Source organism: Bacteroidota bacterium (assembly GCA_016718825.1).
Taxonomy (GTDB): Bacteria; Bacteroidota; Bacteroidia; order J057; family JADKCL01; genus JADKCL01.
This window is the reverse complement of the sequence record JADKCL010000073.1, coordinates 169654-189288: the sequence shown is the minus strand read 5'-3', so window position 1 is coordinate 189288 and position 19635 is coordinate 169654. Positions and strand designations below refer to the sequence as shown.

Sequence of the window (19635 nt, the reverse complement as noted above, 5' to 3'; positions counted from 1 at the left end):
CTGTCCCTACACGACGCAACAAACCTAGGAATTCAGCAATATCCATTTCGGATCCCAATGATCACATTGCATACTGTAGATTATCAATCGATTATGAGTTATTCAATCCAGAACTGAGGTTACCCCAAAAAGCAAATCGCAGGAAATGCGAAGCATCCCCTGCGATTCGAATCTGACAATGCTGTCAATTAGTTCCGATTTCCTCCGAACAAACGCAGCAAGAAAAGGAACAAGTTCACGAAGTCAAGATACAGTGCCAAGGCACCCATCAAGGCCATTTTGTTGGTGCTTTCCAAGCCTGCTTCTGCATTTTGACCGATACGGAGCAGTTTCTGTGTATCAAATGCGGTCAAACCAGCAAAGATCAGCACGCCCACGCCACTGATGATGAAGTCCAACATGGAGGATTGGAAGATCCAGTTCAGAAGCGAAACCACGATCAAGCCGATCAAGGCAAACATCAGAATCGATCCGAATTTGGTCAAGTCCACCTTGGTTGTCGCACCCACGAGCGCCATCAATCCGAAGGTGACCGAAGCCATCAGAAACACCTGAAAGATCGTTCCGATCGAATAAATGAAAAAGATCGAGGAAAGTGAAACCCCCATCACTGCGGCATACGCAATGAAAATGGCCGTTGCAACTGGATAGCTCAGCCGTTGGATACCAAAAGAAAGCACCAAGACAAAGGCCAAAGGCGCCAACATCACTACCCAACGCATCGGACCGCCAAAGAATATGGCAGCATCTTGCATCGTGCCCAGATACTTGGTCGCAAACAACCATGACACCAACCCGGTGATACCGAGGCCGAAGGCCATGATCGTAAACACGCGTGTGATAAAAGCGTTGGCCGTTTTTCCGGGGGCCATCGCCGGCGCATTCACATCGCGATAGTCCCATTTGCGGCCTTGATTGGCAATGCCGCCGATGCTTGAATTGGTCTGAAAAGGATTTTGATTAAAGTTACTCATTGTTTTTCTAGCGAATTAACACTGCAAAATAAACGAAAAATCGGGTGCAAATGTTCGGATGGGATTGACAAACGGCGTTAAAATTGATTCGAAGGTGGCGAAGAATCGGGCAGGAGGGCTAATTTTGAGGACAAAACGAAAACGAATGCAAAAGCAAGACTATATTCAAGGAAAGACAGCCCTCATCACGGGCATCAGCAAGGGAATCGGCCGGGCCTTGGCCTTGGCGTTGTTGGACCGGGGAGCGGTGGTCATCGGATGGGGGCAAAATTCACCGGATTTCAGCCATGCAAACCTCCATTTTGTAAAATGTGACGTCAGTGATGCGAGCTTCGGTCGAATCAGCCATCGATTGGACCCTACAAACCGTCGCCTCCATCGATTTTCTCATCAACAATGCGGGTTTTGGCTACTTCAGCCCCATCGAATCCTTTGACATCGCGCAGTTCGAACGAATGATGGATGTGAATGTCAAAGGGACATTTTTGGTGACCCGAGCGGCTGTTCCGCAACTGAAAAAACAGCGTGGCGGCCATATCGTGAACATTTCAAGCATCGCGGGCAAGGTTGGAATGCCGCAGGGAGAGGGTTACAATGCCAGTAAATTTGCGGTTGCGGGGCTAACAGATTGCCTTTTTCAAGAGCTACGGAAAGACGGCATCAAGGTCACCACCGTATTCCCAGGATCCACGGCGACACATTTTTTTGATGAGATTCCGGGCTTTGTGGCCAATGACAAGATGCTCGATCCCGACGAATTGGCGTTTTCGATCGTGCATGTTCTGGATACTTCGCCCAATTATTTGATCCGGGAAATTGAGATTCGTCCCTTGAACAGCAAGTGATTTTTTCCTTCCCCAATTTCCCCTAACTTAGCGACCCGAATTCAAAAGCGAAGAATATGGCAGAAATGCAATTCAGAGAGGCACTCCGTGCAGCCATGGTCGAGGAAATGCGCCGCGATGAGCGTGTTTTTTTGATGGGTGAGGAAGTTGCTGAATACAATGGCGCCTACAAGGTCAGCCAAGGCATGTTGGAGGAGTTTGGCGCGAAGCGTGTGATCGACACGCCGATTTCCGAGCTCGGCTTTGCCGGTATTGGTGTAGGAGCCGCCATGGTGGGCCTGCGTCCGATCGTCGAGTTCATGACCTGGAACTTTTCCCTCGTGGGAATCGATCAGATCATCAACAATGCGGCTAAGATGTACCAAATGAGCGGCGGGCAATTTCATGTGCCCATCGTTTTCCGTGGTGCAAGCCAAAGTGCAGGCCAATTGGCAGCTACGCACAGCCAAGCCTTTGAAAACTGGTTTGCCAACTGCCCAGGCTTGAAAGTGGTTTCCTGCGCGACCCCGCGTGATGCAAAAGGCCTGCTCAAATCCGCCATCCGCGACGATGATCCGGTGTTGGTGATGGAAAGCGAGCAGATGTATGGCTGGAAAGGCGAGGTCCCCGAGGATACCGAATTTCTGATCCCCATCGGCGTCGCCGAGATCAAACGTCCCGGCAACGACGTGACGCTTGTGACCTTTGGCAAGATGGTGCACGTGGCTTTGGAAGCTGCTACGATTTTGCAGGCAGAAGGCATTGACGTCGAAGTCATTGACTTGCGCAGCTTGCGCCCGATCGATTATGACACCGTCATCAATTCGGTCAAAAGAACCAATCGTTGCGTCTTTTTGGAAGAAAGCTGGCCATTGGCTGGATTTGCTGGCGAATTGACGTATATGATTCAGCGTCTGGCATTTGACTATCTGGATTCACCCGTGATCCGTGTCACGACTGCCGACACCCCGTTGCCTTATGCGCCGACCCTCATCGCCGAATGGTTGCCCAACCCCAAGCGTGTGATCGATGCCATCAAGCAGACGATGTATTTGCTCTAAGACCTCCGCAAGGAGTTGAAAATAAGGATGCTGCCCGGAGAAATTCGGGCAGTTCTTGTTTCCGGCGCCTTTAAATCCGCTGTTGATTGTTGATTTTCATTCCCGACTTCCCTATCTTGAGTCGCTTCCAATGGAAAAAAATCCTACACCCATCACACGACAGCGCATTTTGGATCGCTGTTTTGTCGCCTTCAATCAGAAAGGGTTTTTTGCCGTTTCGGTGGATTCGATTGCAAAGGATCTGAAAATCAGCAAGAAGACGATTTACAAACATTGCAGCTCCAAGGAGGAAATGGTGGAGGAAAATCTTGTGCAATTGTTTGCGCGCTTCGAAGAAAAACTGTCGAAATCCAAGAAACAGGCCAATTCCAAAAGTCAGCTTCAGGACTTTTTCGAGATTTTGAAGACTTGGCGAATGTCCATTTCGACCATTCTGAAGACGGATTTGGCGAATCATTTGCCCCATCTATTCGAAAGGATCGAAAACTTTGAGCGTCAGGTGCTGCTGCGGCAATTGACAGCAGGATTGAAGGAAATGCGGGCTGAGGGCGAGATCGATTTTCCGTCTCCTTCAAGGGAATTTTCCGCAGTGCTGTTGCAGGTGATGAAAAGTCTGTCGGATGTCCATGCCCCGCAGGCCGAATTCATGTTGTCGACCATCCTCCGAGGAATGTCCATGAAGAAAAAGAAGAAGGACAAATAATCGTTCACCGGGAAACTTGGAAATGTCGGCCAAAGGCTTCAAACGACAAGTCGAATTGGCTATCTTTGGCAAAAGGTAATTTGTGAGAAACTCCATTTTTGTATTGCTGTTTGGCCTGCTTGCTATCGTTCCGGCATCACTTTTTGGGCAGGATCGTTGTGGAACGACGAGTTTGACCGCAGACCGTGCGGCAAGATTTCGCGGATTTGAAAACCTCCAAGCCGCTTCCGAAGCCCGATACATTGATTATGTGAATCGCGGCGCGCAAGGTGGTGGATCCGAACGGGTCATTCCAGTCGTGGTTCATGTCATTCAGCAGTCCAATCTTCCGCTGATTTCGGATGCGAGAGTACAATCCCAGATCGATGTCTTGAACGAGGACTTTGGCAAATACAATGCAGATACGACATTGATTCCGCTTGAATTCCAGTCAGTTGCTGCGAATTGTAACATCCGGTTTTGTCTCGCCACGATCGACCCCAATGGCTGCCCGACTACAGGCATCAACCGTGTGGTGGATCCCGTTTTGGCGATTCACAACATGAATGATGAAGCGCTGTTGAAGGGTTCCGTGCAATGGGATCCGCACAGGTACTTGAATATTTGGGTTCCTGTCAACATCGAAGACGGCATTCTCGGTTATGCAACCTTTCCCGATTGGCTCGGATTTGATCCCGGGAGCGATGGGGTGGTGATCACCGGCACGAGTTTCGGACGCGGTTTTGGGACGCCTGCAGGCACCTACAATCTTGGCCGAACGGGTACTCACGAAGTCGGGCATTGGCTGGGTCTTTACCATACATTTGATGGCGGATGCAGCGGGATGTCGCAACAAAATTGCCTGAGCCAAGGGGACAGGGTTTGTGACACTCCGCCCACGAATGCCTCCAATTTTGGCTGCCCAGCAGTCAGAAATTCCTGCAATGAGTCTCCGGTGGACCTCAACGACCAAACCATGAACTACATGGACTACACCGACGACTTGTGCATGCAAATGTTTTCAATGGGACAACTCGTCCGGATTGATGGCTACCTTGCTTCGGACAGGTCGATGATTTGGTCAGATTCCAATTTGACGCTTACCGGCTGCGATGGCACGGTTTCTCCTGGATGTCAGCCGCTTGCGGCCTTTGAGCAAGATACCCGCGTCGTCTGTGCCGGGCAGTCGGTGCAGTTTACCGATCGTTCTACTGGACCTGCGACTGCTTGGAACTGGACTTTTCAAGGAGGTAATCCCGGAACTTCGACCACTCAGAATCCGATTGTGTCGTGGACGCAGGCGGGCACCTATGATGTGACATTGCGCGTAACGAATGCAATCGGAGGTGATTCTTTAGTTCAGTCGGCATCGGTTTATGTTTCGTCGTCTACATTGGCACCTTTTTCCGAGAACTTTGAGCAGCCGACAGGTTTGCCTTTGGGTTGGTACGAAACTTCGGAGTCAAGTCAATGGCATTGGTCGGGTACGGGCTTGGCATCAAGCTTGGGCTCAAGGTCGGTTGTGGTTCACAACTTTGCCCAATTGGCCCCGAAAATGAAGCAAGATCTGATCTCTGGGCCGTATGACCTCACAACGGCAGCGGCACCGATGCTTACTTTTGATTATGCCTACAAGCGCCGCGGTGGTTTTAACATTGATTCATTGCAATTGTGGGTTTCTCCGGATTGTGGGTTGACTTGGCAGAAAGTGTGGGCAAAAACAAGCTTTGGCCTCGCAACCGTTGGCGGATTTCAGTCCAATGCCCCATTTGTGCCGACAGCCACGCAGTGGCGCACCGATACCGTGGATTTGGCTGCATTCAGCACATTCAACGAAGTGCGGTTCAAATTCAGAAGCATCGGCGGCAATGGACAGGATATTTACCTGGATAACCTCAACATCTCCATGCTGGTCAATGCCAATGCGCCGTTGCAGGGGCAAAACAGCATTCGGGTAATCCCCAATCCCTCCCAGCTTGTGCCGTCGATCCAGATTGAAAGGACTGTTGGCGGTAAAATGGAGGCCATTTTGACCAATATTCAAGGAGCGGAGTTCTATCGCAGTGAATTGCTGCCAATGGTTGCTGGAATCAATTTGATTGAAATCCCTACCTCGATTTGGGGGGAAATGCCGGCGGGATTGTATTTTTTACGGTTGGTTGACGGGAGTGGAGCCACCACGGTCAAGCTTGTCAAAGTCAATTGACCCCTATCCCGCAGGAAAGGGCATTTTGAATATTTTGCGTATTTTTGGGAAAACTTGGTGATTGAAGAAAAAATGAAAAATACCTTGGGATTAAGACTACTCGCGATTTGCTGTTTGCTTACCGGGATGTATGGATCGACATTGGCGCAGCAGAAGACCTGCGGCACCGATGAACTCCACGAACAAATGCTTCAAAACCCAGCCTATAGACAGGCCATGGAGTTGAATGAAGCTGCTTACCAGGAGTTTGTGAGCCAGCCAAGAATTGAAGGTGTCACAGGTGGCGTACGTAAAATTCCTGTCGTGTTTCACTTCATCCAGTGCTCTGATATTGAGTGTGTCAGCGAGGCAGATGCATTGAGCCAAATCGAGGTCCTCAATGAGGATTTTCGTAAGATGGCCGGAACTGCAGGATTTGGCAATGGGGTCGATACCGAATATGAATTCTGCCTTGCCACCATCGACCCTTATGGCTGTCCTACAACCGGCTTTAACCATGTCGTCGCCCCGCAGTGGTGTTACCATGACAAGGCCGATGAAGCACAAATGAAAGGGCTTATTCAGTGGCCGCCACAGAAGTATTTCAACATTTGGGTGCCTTGCAGCATTGAAACTTCGACGACAACGGGCCAAATCATTGGTTATGCGACCTTCCCCTATAATCTGACCGTTTTCCCAAACCTTGACGGCGTCGTGATACATGCTGATTTCTTGGGTCGTAGCGAGCCCACATATCAAGGGCGTACCACAACGCACGAGGCAGGTCACTGGTTTGGTTTATTCCACACCTTTCAAAATGGCTGTCAAGGCGCCTCTGCAAACACTTGTGCTGCTCAGGGCGACCGTGTTTGTGATACCCCACAAGCCGCTGACCCCAACTTTGGATGTCCAAACCTCAACAGCTGCACCGATACACCGGTTGATAATTTTGATCAGATCGAGAACTACATGGACTACTCCGATGGAATATGCCAAAATATGTTTACCCAAGGTCAAAAGGATCGCATGGATTTTTATACCAACAATCAGCGCTCCGTACTTTGGTCACCTGCAAACTTGACCGCTACCGGTTGCGACGGAACGGTTTCTGCTGGTTGTACGCCTGCACCAGATTTTATGGCTGAAAATGATAGAGTTTGCGCAGGTGTCCCCGTGCAGTTCACGGATTTGTCCTTGCATACGCCTACAAGTTGGAGCTGGACATTTCCTGGCGGAAATCCTGCTACTTCCACTTTGCAAAATCCGATCGTGACTTACAGTGCAGCCGGCGACTATGACGTCACTTTGGTCACAACCAATGGTGTCGGAAATGCGACGGAGTCCAAAACACAATACATGCACGTCGTCACCCCGAGCACTTCCCCGCTCGTGCAAGGATTTGAGGGTATTTTGTCCCTGCCGCAAGGCTGGCACATCACCGACGACCATGGCGCTGTGACTTGGTCACTCACCACAACGGCACGTTCCGAAGGACAGAATTCGATGAGGGTAAGGAACTATGGAGCGCGTAACGAAGGCCAAACGATGTCCTTGCACTCGACGCCGTTTTCCCTGCAAAATGCGCTTTCGGGATATATGACATTTGATCGGAGCTACAAGAAGTTTAGTGGATTGGTCAGTGACGGACTCTCCGTAGATGTTTCGACCGACTGTGGAGCTACTTGGACGCAAGTCTACAGCAAGTCAGGCCCGTACTTGGCTACCGTGGCTGGCTCCGCAACTACCGTAGAATGGGTACCCTCCCTTGCTACGCATTGGCTTTCAGATACGATTTCATTGGATAGCTTTGCGGGTGAGCCCAATTTGCGTGTGAAATTCAATTGCACCTCTGGTGGTGGACAGACGGTGTACATCGACAACATCAACATGAACTTAACTTTGGTTGCTGCTGATGACCCAACGGTACCCGTTTGGGATTTCAAAGTTGGTCCAAATCCATTCCACGACGATCTGAGGATTTCCTTTGCCTTGGCAAAGTCGGAAGCGATCTCATTTACGATGACGGATGTTTCCGGAAGGGCCGTTTTCAACTATGATGCCGGTCGTCAGGCTCCAGGCTATCATCAGTTGCCATTTGCCGGATCCAATTTCAGGGATTTGCCTGCTGGCGTCTATTTCCTCAAAGGAGAAAGCAACAGCGGTAGTATCACGCGCAAGTTGATCAAAATGAATTAATTATACTGGCCACGGTCAGTGTTCGGTCGAAAGGCAATCCTTCTTGGGTTGCCTTTCGGCGTTGATGGGGGAGCTGTTTGCGGCTCGAAATCTGGTTTTGGAGGGTTGACGTTGAATGCGGATTTTCATACGCTGCGAGATTGTGGCAGTATCGCAAGGCTATCGTTGCAGGCCCTAAAAAGAAAAATCCGCCACGATGGGCGGATTTTTTATGATTGTGTCGCAAGACCGATCAGTCTTGTAGGACGGAGTGTTCTTTTTTGATCCGCTCTTGGAGGGTCATCAAGGCATGCACGACCGTCTCAGGGCGTGGTGGACAACCGGGGATATAAATGTCCACTGGAAGGAAGGTGTCGACGCCCTGCGTTACGCCATACACGCGGTGCATGCCGCCTGTAGAGGCGCAGGCGCCCATGGCGATGCACCATTTTGGATCCGGCATTTGGTCCCAAATCCGCTTGACGGCGTGGGCCATCTTGTACGTACACCATCCGGCGACGATCATCACGTCGGCTTGGCGGGGTGAAAAACGAAACACCTCGCTCCCGAAGCGCGAAACGTCATAGCGTGGACCCGCAAACGACATCATTTCGATGGCGCAACAGGCCAAGCCCATCGGCATGGGCCAGAGGGCATTGGTGCGGCCCCAGTTGGTCACGGCATCGACCGTGGTGAGGAGAAATCCTTGCTTTGCAAGCGCTTTTTCGATTCCCATATTCTATTCTGTGGCTTTTGCCCTCAAATAATGGATGTAATTCGTAGAAACGGGTTCCATTCCAAACCCTCTGATCGCGTTCATCATTTGCCCCACGTGGTAGGTCGAGTGGTCGACCATGTGGATCACGATTTCCAAAACGGAGTTGGTAAACCGGTCTCCTGTGGAGGTGAAGTATTCGATTTCCCTGGAAATATCCTCGGTATTCATCTCATGGATCAAACTGCTCCATTTCCCGTTTACCTCGGCCCACATTTCCAAGAGACCCGCTACATTGGAGGGCTTCATGGTGGCGACGGTGTCGCGGTCTACGCGCCCTAACCATACCTTTTCGGCCCAAACCAGATGATTCAAAATAATGTACAAAGAACCAAAACTACCGTGCAATTGTTCCGTGAAAACCTTTTCATCGACTTCGCGCAACAATTCACTGACTTTTTCGCGACGCCAAGCCTGAAATTCGATCAACTCGCGTGCCCAAGCCTCTGAACCTGCTTGATGACCTAGTCCCATTCGAGACCGTCTTTTTTCCAGACGTAGATATAGCCCACAAAAAGGATCACCACAAAGACAAACATTTCCAACAAGGGAAAGATCCCTGATCCACCTTGTAATTTGTCCATTGCTGCCAATTGCGTGAAATTGACCGCCCAAGGATACATGAAGACCACCTCGATGTCAAAGAGGATGAACAACATGGCAACCATGTAAAATTTCACGGAGAATCGGTCGTGGGCAGTACCGACAGGATCCATTCCAGATTCGTAGACAGACTCTTTGACCTTGTTGGGACGGAAAGGTCCCATCAATTTGGAGAGATTTGCCAACAACAAACCGAGGACGATGGCAATCACCCCCAAGATGAAAAGTGGAATATATTGGCCAATTGGCCCGAAATCAGTAAGCTTATCGCCCATACCGTCTAGCTTTATTTAGCACTGCAAGTATAGAAAAACAATTGACAATAGACAACTGAGAAGCACTCCCCTTTAACACATTCCCAAATGAACGAGGACCTTGGTTTCAAAGAATTCTTCGTCAAACATGCTGCTGAGCTGGGTAACCGAAGGTGATTTTGCAAATTGGACACCTTTGAGTTCTGCTTCCACACCTTCGCCACGCAGGTAGAGAATGCCATTTGTCAGTTCGTTTTGCTGCCGACAATGTATGCGCCGGCGCACCCAAGGGATGAACTGATCAAGGGAGGCCACTGCACGGCTTACTACAAAATCGTACTGTGTGTTCATTTCCTCGACGCGTTGTACAGTGTGGTGTACATTCTTTAGGCCAGTGATCTCCACGATGGCCTCTACCACCTGGATTTTTTTTTGGCGCGAATCAACGAGGTGAAAATGGCTTTCGGGAAAGAAAATGGCCAATGGAATACCCGGAAAGCCACCACCTGTACCGACATCCAGCACTTTGGTACCCGATTTGAATTGAATCGATTTAGCAATGGCGAGGCTGTGAAGGAAATGGCGCTCCGCGAGGTTCTCCATGTCCTTCCGACTGATCACATTGATCTTTGCATTCCATTCTACATAGCCTTCAAACGCCAGCCTGAACTGATCGATTTGGCCCTCGGAGAGGGCGGCAGGGAAGTATTTGCCGAGCAATGAAAGCAGGCCTTCAAATTTTGGCACCGATGTTGGCACGTTGGTCATGGCACGAAATTAATTAAAGGAGGCCGATTATGAAAAAGTTGTTGTTGATGATGATTACCTTCTTCCTTTTGGGTGCAGCAGCTTCGGATGCCGCCGCCCAATGGGGATGCAACAGTTACGCTTACTATGGTGCTGCTCAATCTTACTGTGCCCCCAGCAGAGTGAGATGGGAAATGAGCCATTGCGGAACCTACCGCTACTTCATTTCCGAGACTTCCTATTGGATTCCCGGTGGATGGGTGAGATGGGGTGGATGCCGCCGTTGGAACGATGGCTATTGGGCTTGGAGGCCTGTTGTTCGCCGCCCGGTCTATGGCACAACTTATTCCTACTATCACTGCGGACAGGTGGTGAACTATTGCTATTCACCTACGCCTTACTATCAAGGATACTACAGTGATGGCGGGTATTGGGTCGGTGGGGGTTACTACACCGACGGCTACTATGATTCCGATGGCTATTTTGCTGACGGCGCCTACTATCCAAATGGTTACGGAGGCCACGCAGAAAATGGTTACTATGGTGATACCTATTCAGATGGCGGCTATTACAATGACGGTTACACGAGCGACTACTACGATGGTGGCTTCTATGGAACCGGTTACCGTACCAGCGCACATGGTGGCAGGGTTGGTAACAATGCAGGCAGCCAAACCGGCGCACGCCCTACCGGAGCAAATGCAGGAGGCCGACCCGGATTCGGACCCGGTGCAGGCCGTCCTGTAGGACATGTCGGTGAGCTCGCCAGCAATGGCCAAAATGGACCGGCTCCTTCCTATGGATCGAGCAAGCCTACGAGCAGGCCGGCACCCAATGGGGCCTTCAATCCAACGGCTGTGGCTGCTGGTAAGCCTTCCACTCCGCCTGCCTATAGCTTGGTCTCCAACCGTCCGACGACTTCGCCGACCCACAACGGCGCGATGAATGGCAACACCGGTCGTCCGACCACGCAGCCAACCTTCAATGGAGGTGCGCAGCCGACCCACAATGGCGCGATGAATGGTAACACCGGTCGTCCGACCACCCAGCCAACCTTCAATGGTGGTGCGCAGCCGACCCACAACGGCGCGATGAATGGCAACACCGGTCGTCCGACCACGCAGCCGACCTTCAATGGCGGTGCGCAGCCGAGCCGTGGCGGAGCGATGAACAATAACACTGGTCGTCCGACCACGCAGCCGACCTACAATGGCGGGGCGCAGCCGGCCGTGGCGGAGCGATGAATGGCAACACTGGTCGTCCGACCACGCAGCCGACCTACAATGGCGGTGCGCAGCCGACCCAAAACGGCGCGATGAATGGCAACACCGGACGTCCAACCACGCAGCCGACCTACAATGGCGGTGCGCAGCCGACCCAGGCGGAGCGATGAATGGCAACACCGGTCGTCCGACCACGCAGCCATCCTACAATGGCGGTGCGCAGCCGACCCACAACGGCGCGATGAATGGCAACACCGGTCGTCCGACCACGCAGCCGACCTACAATGGCGGGGCGCAGCCAAGCCGTGGCGGAGCGATGAATGGCAACACTGGTCGTCCGACCACGCAGCCGACCTACAATGGCGGTGCGCAGCCAAGCCGTGGCGGAGCGATGAATGGCAACACTGGTCGTCCGACCACGCAGCCGACCTACAATGGCGGTGCGCAGCCAAGCCGTGGCGGAGCGATGAATGGCAACATGAGTCGTCCAGCAACGCAGCCGACCTACAATGGCGGTGCGCAGCCAAGCCGTGGAAACGCGGCGAGCTACAGCCCAGCCCGGCCAGAGTCCGCAGCCCGTGTAAGTCAGCCTGGAAATCTGCAAGGCGCTTCGCCGGCAAGGAGATTCTGATCCAATTGAACTTCAAATGCCCTCCTTTTTTCTCAACCTTTTTCTCTAAAGTCATGAAAAGCTTTTATACCTTTTTCCTCGTTTTTGCAATGCTTTGCATTGTTCAGTTGGGAATGAGCCAAGGTGGTCGACCTTCGCAACCTTCTGGCGGCATATCCAAAGGTGGTTCGCAGCCTTCGAATGCTTCCTCTTCCCCAAAGGCCACGCACTCGACGCAGCCGCGGAATGATCCAAAGCCTACCTATTCGCAGCCGACCCATAGTCAGCCGCGGAATGATCCGAAACCTACCTATTCGCAGCCGAGCTACAGTCAGCCGCGGAATGATCCGAAGCCTTCTTATTCGCAGCCGACTTATAGTCAGCCGCGGAATGATCCGAAGCCTTCTTATTCGCAGCCGACCTACAGTCAGCCGCGGAATGATCCAAAGCCGACCTATTCGCAGCCGACTTACAGTCAGCCGCGGAATGATCCGAAGCCGACCTATTCGCAGCCGACTTATTCGCAGCCGCGGAATGATCCGAAGCCGACCTATTCGCAGCCGACTTATACCCAGCCGCGGAATGATCCGAAGCCGACTTATAGCCATCCTTCTACTTTGTCCAACACCGATCGTCCTACCAACGATAGTCGTCCTGTGACCAGCGGGAGCGGTCCAAGAACGACCTTTGGCGGCCCATCGTCACAGCCCGGCACGACTACCTATCCAAAACCGAATGTCTCCCCTGCCTCGGCATCAGATGGTCGGCCAACCTATATCACGGGGTACGAAATGTCTGGGCAGCCAACTGTCTCTGGAAATACCGGTCCAAAGCCTAAGACCGAAACTGTCGATCCAAGGGTACAGACTTTCAGCAGCGGTACCGTTTCCGCAGTAAATGATTCACGTCCCAATACCCCCAAACCCAACACCTTTTCAGGTGCTGCGGGAACCAACGGCACGAGTGGTGGCGGTGATGATGAGCCGGTAGAGGATCCGGGCAACATCAGCAACGTAAGCCAATACGTGAACATGTGTGTCGACGGTCATACCATTGTCGTTGCTGCAAACATGGTTCAGAATTACACTTCTATTGGAGGTGTCGTCGGTCCTTGCAACACGAGCGGTGGCGGCCCAAGCGGCCCAATTGGTCACGGCAATCCTGTTGGACCTGGCAACGGCGATCCGATCGATCCTGCTGGCCCAACGGGCGGAAGCGGTCCCATTGGTCATGGTGGCGGTGTCGGCCCGACCGGTGATCCTATTGACCACGGTGGTGGTCATGGTGGAAACGGCGGTGGTCACGGCGGCAATGGCGGTGGCCATGGACACAACGGCGGACCAGCTCCGCAAGGCAGTTGGACTGGAACCGGTTGCACCAATCCTGGCCCGAGTGGCGGCTATGGTGGCTACTACGGCGGTGGCTACGTAGGCGGCGGCTATGGCTGTACCAACACTTGGTATGCCGGCTCAGGCTGCGGTCACTCAAGCTACGGTGGTTTCTGCGGCGGTTGTTCCAGCACCAACTACTTCTACAACTCCAACTATTACGACAACTGCACTTCCTACTATGGCTACGGGTATTATTATCCAGCAAGCTACAATGTCGGATGGTGCTACACCGGTCGTTACAGCGGCGTTTCGTTTACCTTGATCTATCCATTCGTTTCCCGCAGCTATCAGTTGGAGTCCTTCACCCCATCATCCGACAATCGTCGCGTGGTGATTTTGGACTCCAAGAATGGGAAAAAGCACTGGAGAATCGTTGAAGAGCGTGTTTGGATGCCCGAGCGAATTCTTTGGGACAATGGTACCGAGCGCCGTCAGGAGGGATACTATACTTGGAGGGTTGTTGAAAAGACCAAAATCCGCCACAAGCGCCGCCATTGCCGTGTTTGTGATCCACGTTGATGCACGATTGAATCCACACCCACTGATTGATAGTAAGAAAGCCGGCCGTTTGGTCGGCTTTCTTCGTGCAGAGCCTTAGGATCGGTCGCATGGGATAAGGGCTGTGCTCGAACCGATCACGCAAACTCCGGTGCGGATGGCGGTTCCAAAGGATATTTGAGTGGATTACCTTGCGTCGTGGTTTCATCGAACGAGGCGGAAAACAAAAAAGCAGGAGCTTGGCCCCTGCTTTTTCATAAAAAACGTTCCCGAATCAGTTGGCAGAGCCAGAATATTGGTCCAATTGACCAATCAAACGGGAAATGCGACGCATGTCGCGGTCGCCCAAATTCCGGATTCCGATACGCTCAATTTCATGAATCATGTCGAGGCGGTCGCCCAGCTCGCGGTAACCCATGGCAGAAACGGTATCGTTGTTGGTACGCAAACGCACCATTTCGGAGTTTAGGAAGTTTTTAGCAGCAACAATTTTGGAGTGGAGATCGTTCAAGCTCATAAAAAACCTTTAGTTATAATCCCTTGAGGCAAAACAGCTTCCAAAAGACTGCTATTTTTTCCACAAAAGCAAGGAAAACTTAATATTTATTTGCTTTTTAAGCTAAAGGTCATCGGATAGAACGTGCTATACTTCCCACGGGCGATTCTGAGCAGTCTTGACTTGACCAACTGCTTTTTGAGCCCACGTAAGTAATCGGTGAAAAGTACACCTTCCAAGTGATCGTACTCATGTTGAATCACACGTGCCTGAAGTCCGCCAAAGGTGGCTTCGTGCTGCACGAAATTTTCGTCAAAGTACCGCAGATGAACGTGTTCCTCCCGGTAGACTTCCTCGATGATGTCGGGAATGCTCAAGCAACCTTCGTCATAACCCCAAGCCTCGCCATGTTCGTTGAGTTTGACAGGGTTGATAAAAACCTTTTTCCAGCCTTCCATCGGGGTCGGATCGTCTTCGAGCATTCCTTCCATGGGGCTGCCATCAACGATGAAGATCCGAATCGACTTGCCGATTTGTGGCGCTGCGAGACCGACACCTTTGGCATTGTACATCGTTTCGTACATGTTGGCGATGATCTCGGGCAATCCGGGATGGTCAGGATTGATCTCTTGCGCCCGGGTGCGAAGCACAGGATGCCCGTAGGCAACAATGGGGTATATCATAATGAATTCGTGGCGAGATAATCTTGGAGAATAAGTGTGGCGCTCACTTTGTCGATGAGGGCCTTGTCACGGCGGTTCTTCTTGGAGACGCCGCCATCAATCATGGCGCGCATGGCTTTTTTGGAGCTGAACTGTTCGTCCCAAAGCACGACCGGAATCGTCGGAAACGTAGCTTCAAGCTTCTTTTTCAAGGCCAAAACGGGCTGTGTGGTATCGGTATCCGATCCGTCGAGCCTTGTCGGATGACCCAAAACAATTTTTTCTACCTGCTCTTTTTTCAGCAAGGTTTGAAGATGCGGCACAAGAATGTCAGTGGCAACGGTCTCCAAACCTGTCGCAATGATCTGCAAAGGGTCGGTCCAAGCCAATCCCGTGCGTTTCATGCCAAAGTCGATGCCGATGATACGTGCCATGGTGCAAATATAGAAGGGAATGATTCAGTCGCCCAATAGAGATCGGTGGATACCCTGCAAACGATCACTTGCCAGATTCACTTTTTTCTTCCTCGCCGATGATTACGGCTTGCCCCGGAAGATTTCCTGCATTCAGCAAGGCGGCCAATTCCTTGATTTCTTCCTTGGTGAAGTTGCCGGTGATTTGGGTACTGCCACCGCTGATCGGCTCTTGGACATAAGGTGCAGAATACACAGCCCCGTCGATCACCATCGCGATTTGGCGACCTTGGTTGACCGTGGTCATTTTGAGCCAATGATCCGATCCTTCGCCATTCATCGTGATCTGGACAGCAGGACTTTCGTTCAAATTGCTGGAAACGAAGGCCTTTGTGACGACTTCGCCGTTGATTTCGGGCTTTCCTTTTACCGTCCGCAAGGCATAGAGTCCAAAAACAGGATCGTCTGGACCTACCAACGGTTTTGCAGACCAAGCCCATTTCAGATCGGATGGCAGGCTGCTATTGGGGCGAATTTTTTCCAGAAGACGACCTACTGTGAACGTGTCCTGAACTGCCGCCATGCCGATCATGGCGTCGTCGCGCCCATCGAATGCTGATTTGTTCTGCACGATTTGCTGATCAAGGTGGATCAACTGCGCCAAGTCTGGTGATTCTACCAAAGTATCGGCCATGATCAAGGATTGGCAGGCACTTCTGAAGGTCGGGCCAATCTGTCGGATGCCGTAGGTGGCGTAAAAACCGAGGTCCGAATTTGCCTGGATCAAATTCCGGACGGTTTTGAGGTCTCCGATTTTGTTGACGGTAATGCGCAGCCGTTTGGTGACCGGGTCAATCAAGATCTCCGCGTCATAGTCGTTAAATCCATCCAATCGCGCCTTCAACAACATGGCAAGCCTGTCGTTTGCGGCATTCCACTTGTCATGCAAGCCTCGGAACAGATCGTCTTCGGAGGAATTGGGGGCAAATTCTTCCGGTTGAAAGAACCAGTACCGCGCCTGTCGAACCATGTTTTTTTGTTGCAGCGCCTGCTCTAATGCTTCGATTTTGTCCACCGAGCCCGTGGCGGCGATGCGGCTGGTTTCTGACAGTACCGCTTGGAGCTGTGGATCCGAAGGATCGTTTGCCTCCTGCATCAACCAACTCCCGAAATTCATTTCAACAATGTAGGTCATCTTGGGCCCCGAATATCCGCAGGTGCTCATTGCCAAAAGCATGATCAGCAAAATCAGGATTCGGTTTTGGAAGGCGGCATTGAAGATGCGTTTCATTGCGTAAAAATAGAAGGCTTTGGGATCATTCGCCAGAATCGAAGCGCATCTTTGTATTCTCTGATCCGATTCTACTTCTCCGAAACCCCTGAAATGATCCACCAACGGCGCGTCTAAAAGGTGTAGGCGCCCGAAAATGGACTAGCGCTGCTCAATTGTTGAATCCTTGGAATAAGTATAAACCGTGGCCGGAAAAGAACCTGCGCGAATCGATGCGGCCATTTGAATGGCCTCATCAAGGGAAAATAACCCCGTGATCTGTGCGCGACCAGCACTGATTTCTCCCTGTATCGTTGGAAAGGTGAGGACGATGCCATCCACGACAATGGCCACATTTCGTCCGATACTGGTCCTCGTAAGGCGACGCCATTCCGCTGTGCCATCCTCGTCCATTTCAATTGAAACCATTGGCATCGTGGAGTATGGTTCAAAATCTTGTCGTGCATAGCGGATATTTGTTCCGGGCACTCTCGGCTTGCCAAAGGAATTCGTTTTGAGTGCCAAAAGTTGGAACAAATCTGGCCATTCCTCCAACGGATATTGGTTCCAAGCGAATCGAAGCGTGTTGGGAATCAATGCTTTTGCATCGGGCGAGTGCAAAAGGCTGTCGACGAGGGGAATATTGTCCCGTGAGACAAAGCCGATGACGGGTCTCTCTTCATTGATCATCGGAGCCGTTCGGTCGGGATGCATTTCTGCTTCGTAATCTTCCAACAAGTCAAGAAAGTCACTCTTTTGCCCAAAGTCTCCTTCACCTTGATAAATGTTTTTGAGCTTGTCCAGAATGGGAATCATCTCCGAATATGAATACATTTCGTAAAAACCCACCTGCGATTTGGGTGAAAAAAGCGTGGTGTTCACGTGCGCAGGAGCCACCGTACGAATGCGCAACTTGATTTGATCAAGTTCGTTTTCCTCAATCGAGACAACTTCAGATTCATCATTGTTCAAACGTTTGAGGATCAATTGCTTCAGCTGAATGATGCCTCGGTGGAATTCGTTTCGGAGCAATTGATCGGGAACAACCGCTCCAGCACCAACTGCCAAATCGGCAAACCAAAGTTTGAATTGTTCCTTCGTGATTGAATCCGACAGTCCGACAAGGGGATGTTGATCGGGATTGACTGCCTTAATTGCCGAAGCTTCCAACATTGCCAGAAATGTTGAATCGTTTTGATTCGTAGAGATTTGCCAGAGCCAGTTCACCGGGTCCAGGGTAATGAGATAGTCAAACTGAATCACAGGAGGTTTGGGAATGGACTTTGGCATTGCTTCGCGACAACCAAGCTGCATTAGGAGAAGGAAAAATAGCAGCAGCGGAATGGGAGTAGGGTACTTGAACTGGTGATCAGAGAATTTCATAAGCGTTGATCAGGTTGCAGTTTGAAAACTGAAAGTTTACATGCAATCAAAGCTAAGCAGAATCTGCAAAAAGTCAGCGCACGGATTCAAGCTGGCAAAACCACCCTGAAAGTCGTTCCCTTGCCCAATTCAGATGACAAAACCGAAATTTTGCCTTTGTGGTAGTTCTCGACCACGCGTTTGCTCAGGCTCAATCCCAGGCCCCAACCGCGTTTTTTGGTGGTGAATCCCGGTTTGAAGACTTCCTTGAATTGGCTCTTGGGAATGCCTTTGCCAGTGTCGGAAACGTCGATCACGTATTCACTGCCGCGTTTGGAGACGTGAATTGTAATCAAACCTTGGTCTTTGATCGCGTCGAGGGCATTTTTGAGCAAGTTTTCGATCACCCATTCGAAGAGGGCCTCGTTGACTTCAATCTCTGCATCGGGATCGACTTCATTCGTCAGCTGCAAAACCACCTTTTTTGGCATGCGCTTGCGCAGGTAATCGGCACTGCGGTCGAGCAATGCTGTCAGATTCGTCGGATTCAATTCCGGAACCGAACCAATCTTGGAAAAGCGTTCGGCAATGGTGCGCAGGCGGTTCACGTCCTTTTTCAACTCCTCGACCAATTCCTTGTCCTCGGGATTGCCGTCGCTGTTGAGTTCCAGCAATTCGACCCAAGCCATCAAACTCGACACGGGCGTACCCAATTGATGGGCGGTTTCCTTGGCCATTCCGACCCAGACCTTGTTCTGTTCGTTGCGTTTGGCGATAAAATAGCTGCCAAATACCACGGAGATGAAAACGACGATCACGACCAACATTAAATAAGGATACCAGCGAAGCTGTTTCACGAGCTCAGATTCGTCGTAGTAAATCTTCAATTCCTTGCCGTAGTAGGGGATCACGAGCGGTTCCGGTTCGCCCCGAAGTTGCAGTCGTTGCAAATAAGCCATCTCCGCGGTTTTACGGTCGGCTTCGTTCAGGGTGGAATCGATGGGCAGGTTGTTGGTCGAACTGATCACGCCATCCATGACCAAAATCGTTGGGATTTGCTCATTTCTGCGAATCATATTCTGCGTGACCCACTCCAATTCGCAGTTGTCGGGATCCAATTCCAGGTCGCCTACAAATTCTAATGCCTTGGCATAGAGGTCCATGCGCCGCACTTCTTGGTCCAGCAGTTTCCGGGCGAGGTGGTTGCTGTAAATCAGGGATCCGATCGTGATGACCACCGCGACCAATGCGAATATGACCAGCTGTCGGGTAGACCGGTTCATGAAATCCTGACGAATGTCAGCTTTTTTAAGTACATGTTGTAAAACTACAAGTCGCTGATCAGCAATTCAATGCAAAAGAAATGTCGCAATGTCGCCTGATAATACTCAATTTTGAAAGCAATCAAGTGTTAGGCTCCTATATTTGCG

General features: G+C 51.2%; 20 protein-coding genes. 9 read left to right on the top strand and 11 right to left on the bottom strand.

The annotated features are described in order from the left end of the window. Positions 1–188: 188 nt before the first annotated feature. On the bottom strand, positions 189–872 hold the full coding sequence (locus IPN95_32485; protein MBK9454034.1) for a Bax inhibitor-1/YccA family protein: 684 nt from the start codon (positions 870–872) through the stop codon (positions 189–191). A 425-nt stretch (positions 873–1297) separates the two neighbouring features. Between IPN95_32485 and IPN95_32480 the strand changes: the two genes are divergently transcribed. The 5 genes from IPN95_32480 (at position 1298) to IPN95_32460 (ending at position 7922) form a co-directional block, all read left to right on the top strand. After that, positions 1298–1819 carry an SDR family NAD(P)-dependent oxidoreductase gene (locus IPN95_32480; GenBank protein ID MBK9454033.1) on the top strand — a complete coding sequence of 174 codons (522 nt, stop codon included), beginning with the start codon at positions 1298–1300 and terminating at the stop codon, positions 1817–1819. A 56-nt stretch (positions 1820–1875) separates the two neighbouring features. Next, positions 1876–2859: a pyruvate dehydrogenase complex E1 component subunit beta gene (locus IPN95_32475; protein ID MBK9454032.1), complete on the top strand. Its 984-nt coding sequence runs from the start codon at positions 1876–1878 to the stop codon at positions 2857–2859. A 130-nt stretch (positions 2860–2989) separates the two neighbouring features. Continuing rightward, complete coding sequence (locus IPN95_32470; GenBank protein ID MBK9454031.1) at positions 2990–3562, top strand: TetR/AcrR family transcriptional regulator; 573 nt, start codon at positions 2990–2992, stop codon at positions 3560–3562. Between the two features lie 82 nt (positions 3563–3644). Next, a complete protein-coding gene (locus IPN95_32465; protein MBK9454030.1) occupies positions 3645–5747 on the top strand; it encodes a PKD domain-containing protein in 2103 nt (700 codons plus the stop codon). Between the two features lie 72 nt (positions 5748–5819). Further along, positions 5820–7922 carry a PKD domain-containing protein gene (locus tag IPN95_32460; protein MBK9454029.1) on the top strand — a complete coding sequence of 701 codons (2103 nt, stop codon included), beginning with the start codon at positions 5820–5822 and terminating at the stop codon, positions 7920–7922. Positions 7923–8154: 232 nt separating this feature from the next. Here IPN95_32460 and nuoB read toward each other — a convergent pair whose 3' ends face one another. From nuoB to rsmG, 4 genes are all read right to left on the bottom strand, one after another. After that, positions 8155–8637, bottom strand: coding sequence for an NADH-quinone oxidoreductase subunit NuoB (gene nuoB, locus IPN95_32455; protein ID MBK9454028.1), 483 nt, complete (start codon positions 8635–8637; stop codon positions 8155–8157). 3 nt (positions 8638–8640) lie between these two features. Further along, positions 8641–9150, bottom strand: a complete 510-nt coding sequence (locus tag IPN95_32450; GenBank protein ID MBK9454027.1) for a DinB family protein — start codon at positions 9148–9150, stop codon at positions 8641–8643. Further along, the gene (locus tag IPN95_32445; GenBank protein ID MBK9454026.1) at positions 9141–9554 is read right to left on the bottom strand and encodes an NADH-quinone oxidoreductase subunit A; all 414 of its coding nucleotides are present in this window, start codon (positions 9552–9554) and stop codon (positions 9141–9143) included. Before IPN95_32445 ends, IPN95_32450 begins: the two co-directional genes overlap by 10 nt. Positions 9555–9626: 72 nt before the next feature. Then, positions 9627–10301 carry a 16S rRNA (guanine(527)-N(7))-methyltransferase RsmG gene (gene rsmG / locus IPN95_32440; GenBank protein MBK9454025.1) on the bottom strand — a complete coding sequence of 225 codons (675 nt, stop codon included), beginning with the start codon at positions 10299–10301 and terminating at the stop codon, positions 9627–9629. A gap of 29 nt (positions 10302–10330) precedes the next feature. Here rsmG and IPN95_32435 point away from each other — a divergent pair, with 29 nt between their 5' ends. The 4 genes from IPN95_32435 to IPN95_32420 are packed head-to-tail and all read left to right on the top strand — an operon-like array spanning position 10331 to position 14023. Beyond that, the gene (locus IPN95_32435; protein MBK9454024.1) at positions 10331–11524 is read left to right on the top strand and encodes a hypothetical protein; all 1194 of its coding nucleotides are present in this window, start codon (positions 10331–10333) and stop codon (positions 11522–11524) included. After that, positions 11521–11673: a hypothetical protein gene (locus IPN95_32430; GenBank protein ID MBK9454023.1), complete on the top strand. Its 153-nt coding sequence runs from the start codon at positions 11521–11523 to the stop codon at positions 11671–11673. The genes IPN95_32435 and IPN95_32430 overlap by 4 nt, the downstream gene beginning before the upstream one ends. Next, positions 11670–12134: a hypothetical protein gene (locus IPN95_32425; protein MBK9454022.1), complete on the top strand. Its 465-nt coding sequence runs from the start codon at positions 11670–11672 to the stop codon at positions 12132–12134. Before IPN95_32430 ends, IPN95_32425 begins: the two co-directional genes overlap by 4 nt. Before the next feature lie 53 nt (positions 12135–12187). Next, positions 12188–14023, top strand: a complete 1836-nt coding sequence (locus IPN95_32420; GenBank protein ID MBK9454021.1) for a hypothetical protein — start codon at positions 12188–12190, stop codon at positions 14021–14023. A 253-nt stretch (positions 14024–14276) separates the two neighbouring features. Here IPN95_32420 and IPN95_32415 read toward each other — a convergent pair whose 3' ends face one another. The 6 genes from IPN95_32415 to IPN95_32390 form a co-directional block, all read right to left on the bottom strand. Then, on the bottom strand, positions 14277–14519 hold the full coding sequence (locus IPN95_32415; protein ID MBK9454020.1) for a hypothetical protein: 243 nt from the start codon (positions 14517–14519) through the stop codon (positions 14277–14279). 86 nt (positions 14520–14605) lie between these two features. Then, complete coding sequence (gene def, locus IPN95_32410) at positions 14606–15181, bottom strand: peptide deformylase (protein MBK9454019.1); 576 nt, start codon at positions 15179–15181, stop codon at positions 14606–14608. Continuing rightward, on the bottom strand, positions 15178–15594 hold the full coding sequence (gene ruvX, locus IPN95_32405) for a Holliday junction resolvase RuvX (GenBank protein ID MBK9454018.1): 417 nt from the start codon (positions 15592–15594) through the stop codon (positions 15178–15180). Before ruvX ends, def begins: the two co-directional genes overlap by 4 nt. 64 nt (positions 15595–15658) lie before the next feature. Further along, positions 15659–16864: a hypothetical protein gene (locus IPN95_32400; protein ID MBK9454017.1), complete on the bottom strand. Its 1206-nt coding sequence runs from the start codon at positions 16862–16864 to the stop codon at positions 15659–15661. A 141-nt stretch (positions 16865–17005) separates the two neighbouring features. Further along, positions 17006–18133, bottom strand: a complete 1128-nt coding sequence (locus tag IPN95_32395; protein ID MBK9454016.1) for a hypothetical protein — start codon at positions 18131–18133, stop codon at positions 17006–17008. A gap of 179 nt (positions 18134–18312) precedes the next feature. Beyond that, positions 18313–19488 (bottom strand): HAMP domain-containing histidine kinase, encoded by a 1176-nt coding sequence (locus IPN95_32390; protein ID MBK9454015.1) that lies wholly within the window; start codon positions 19486–19488, stop codon positions 18313–18315. Positions 19489–19635 lie beyond the last annotated feature (147 nt).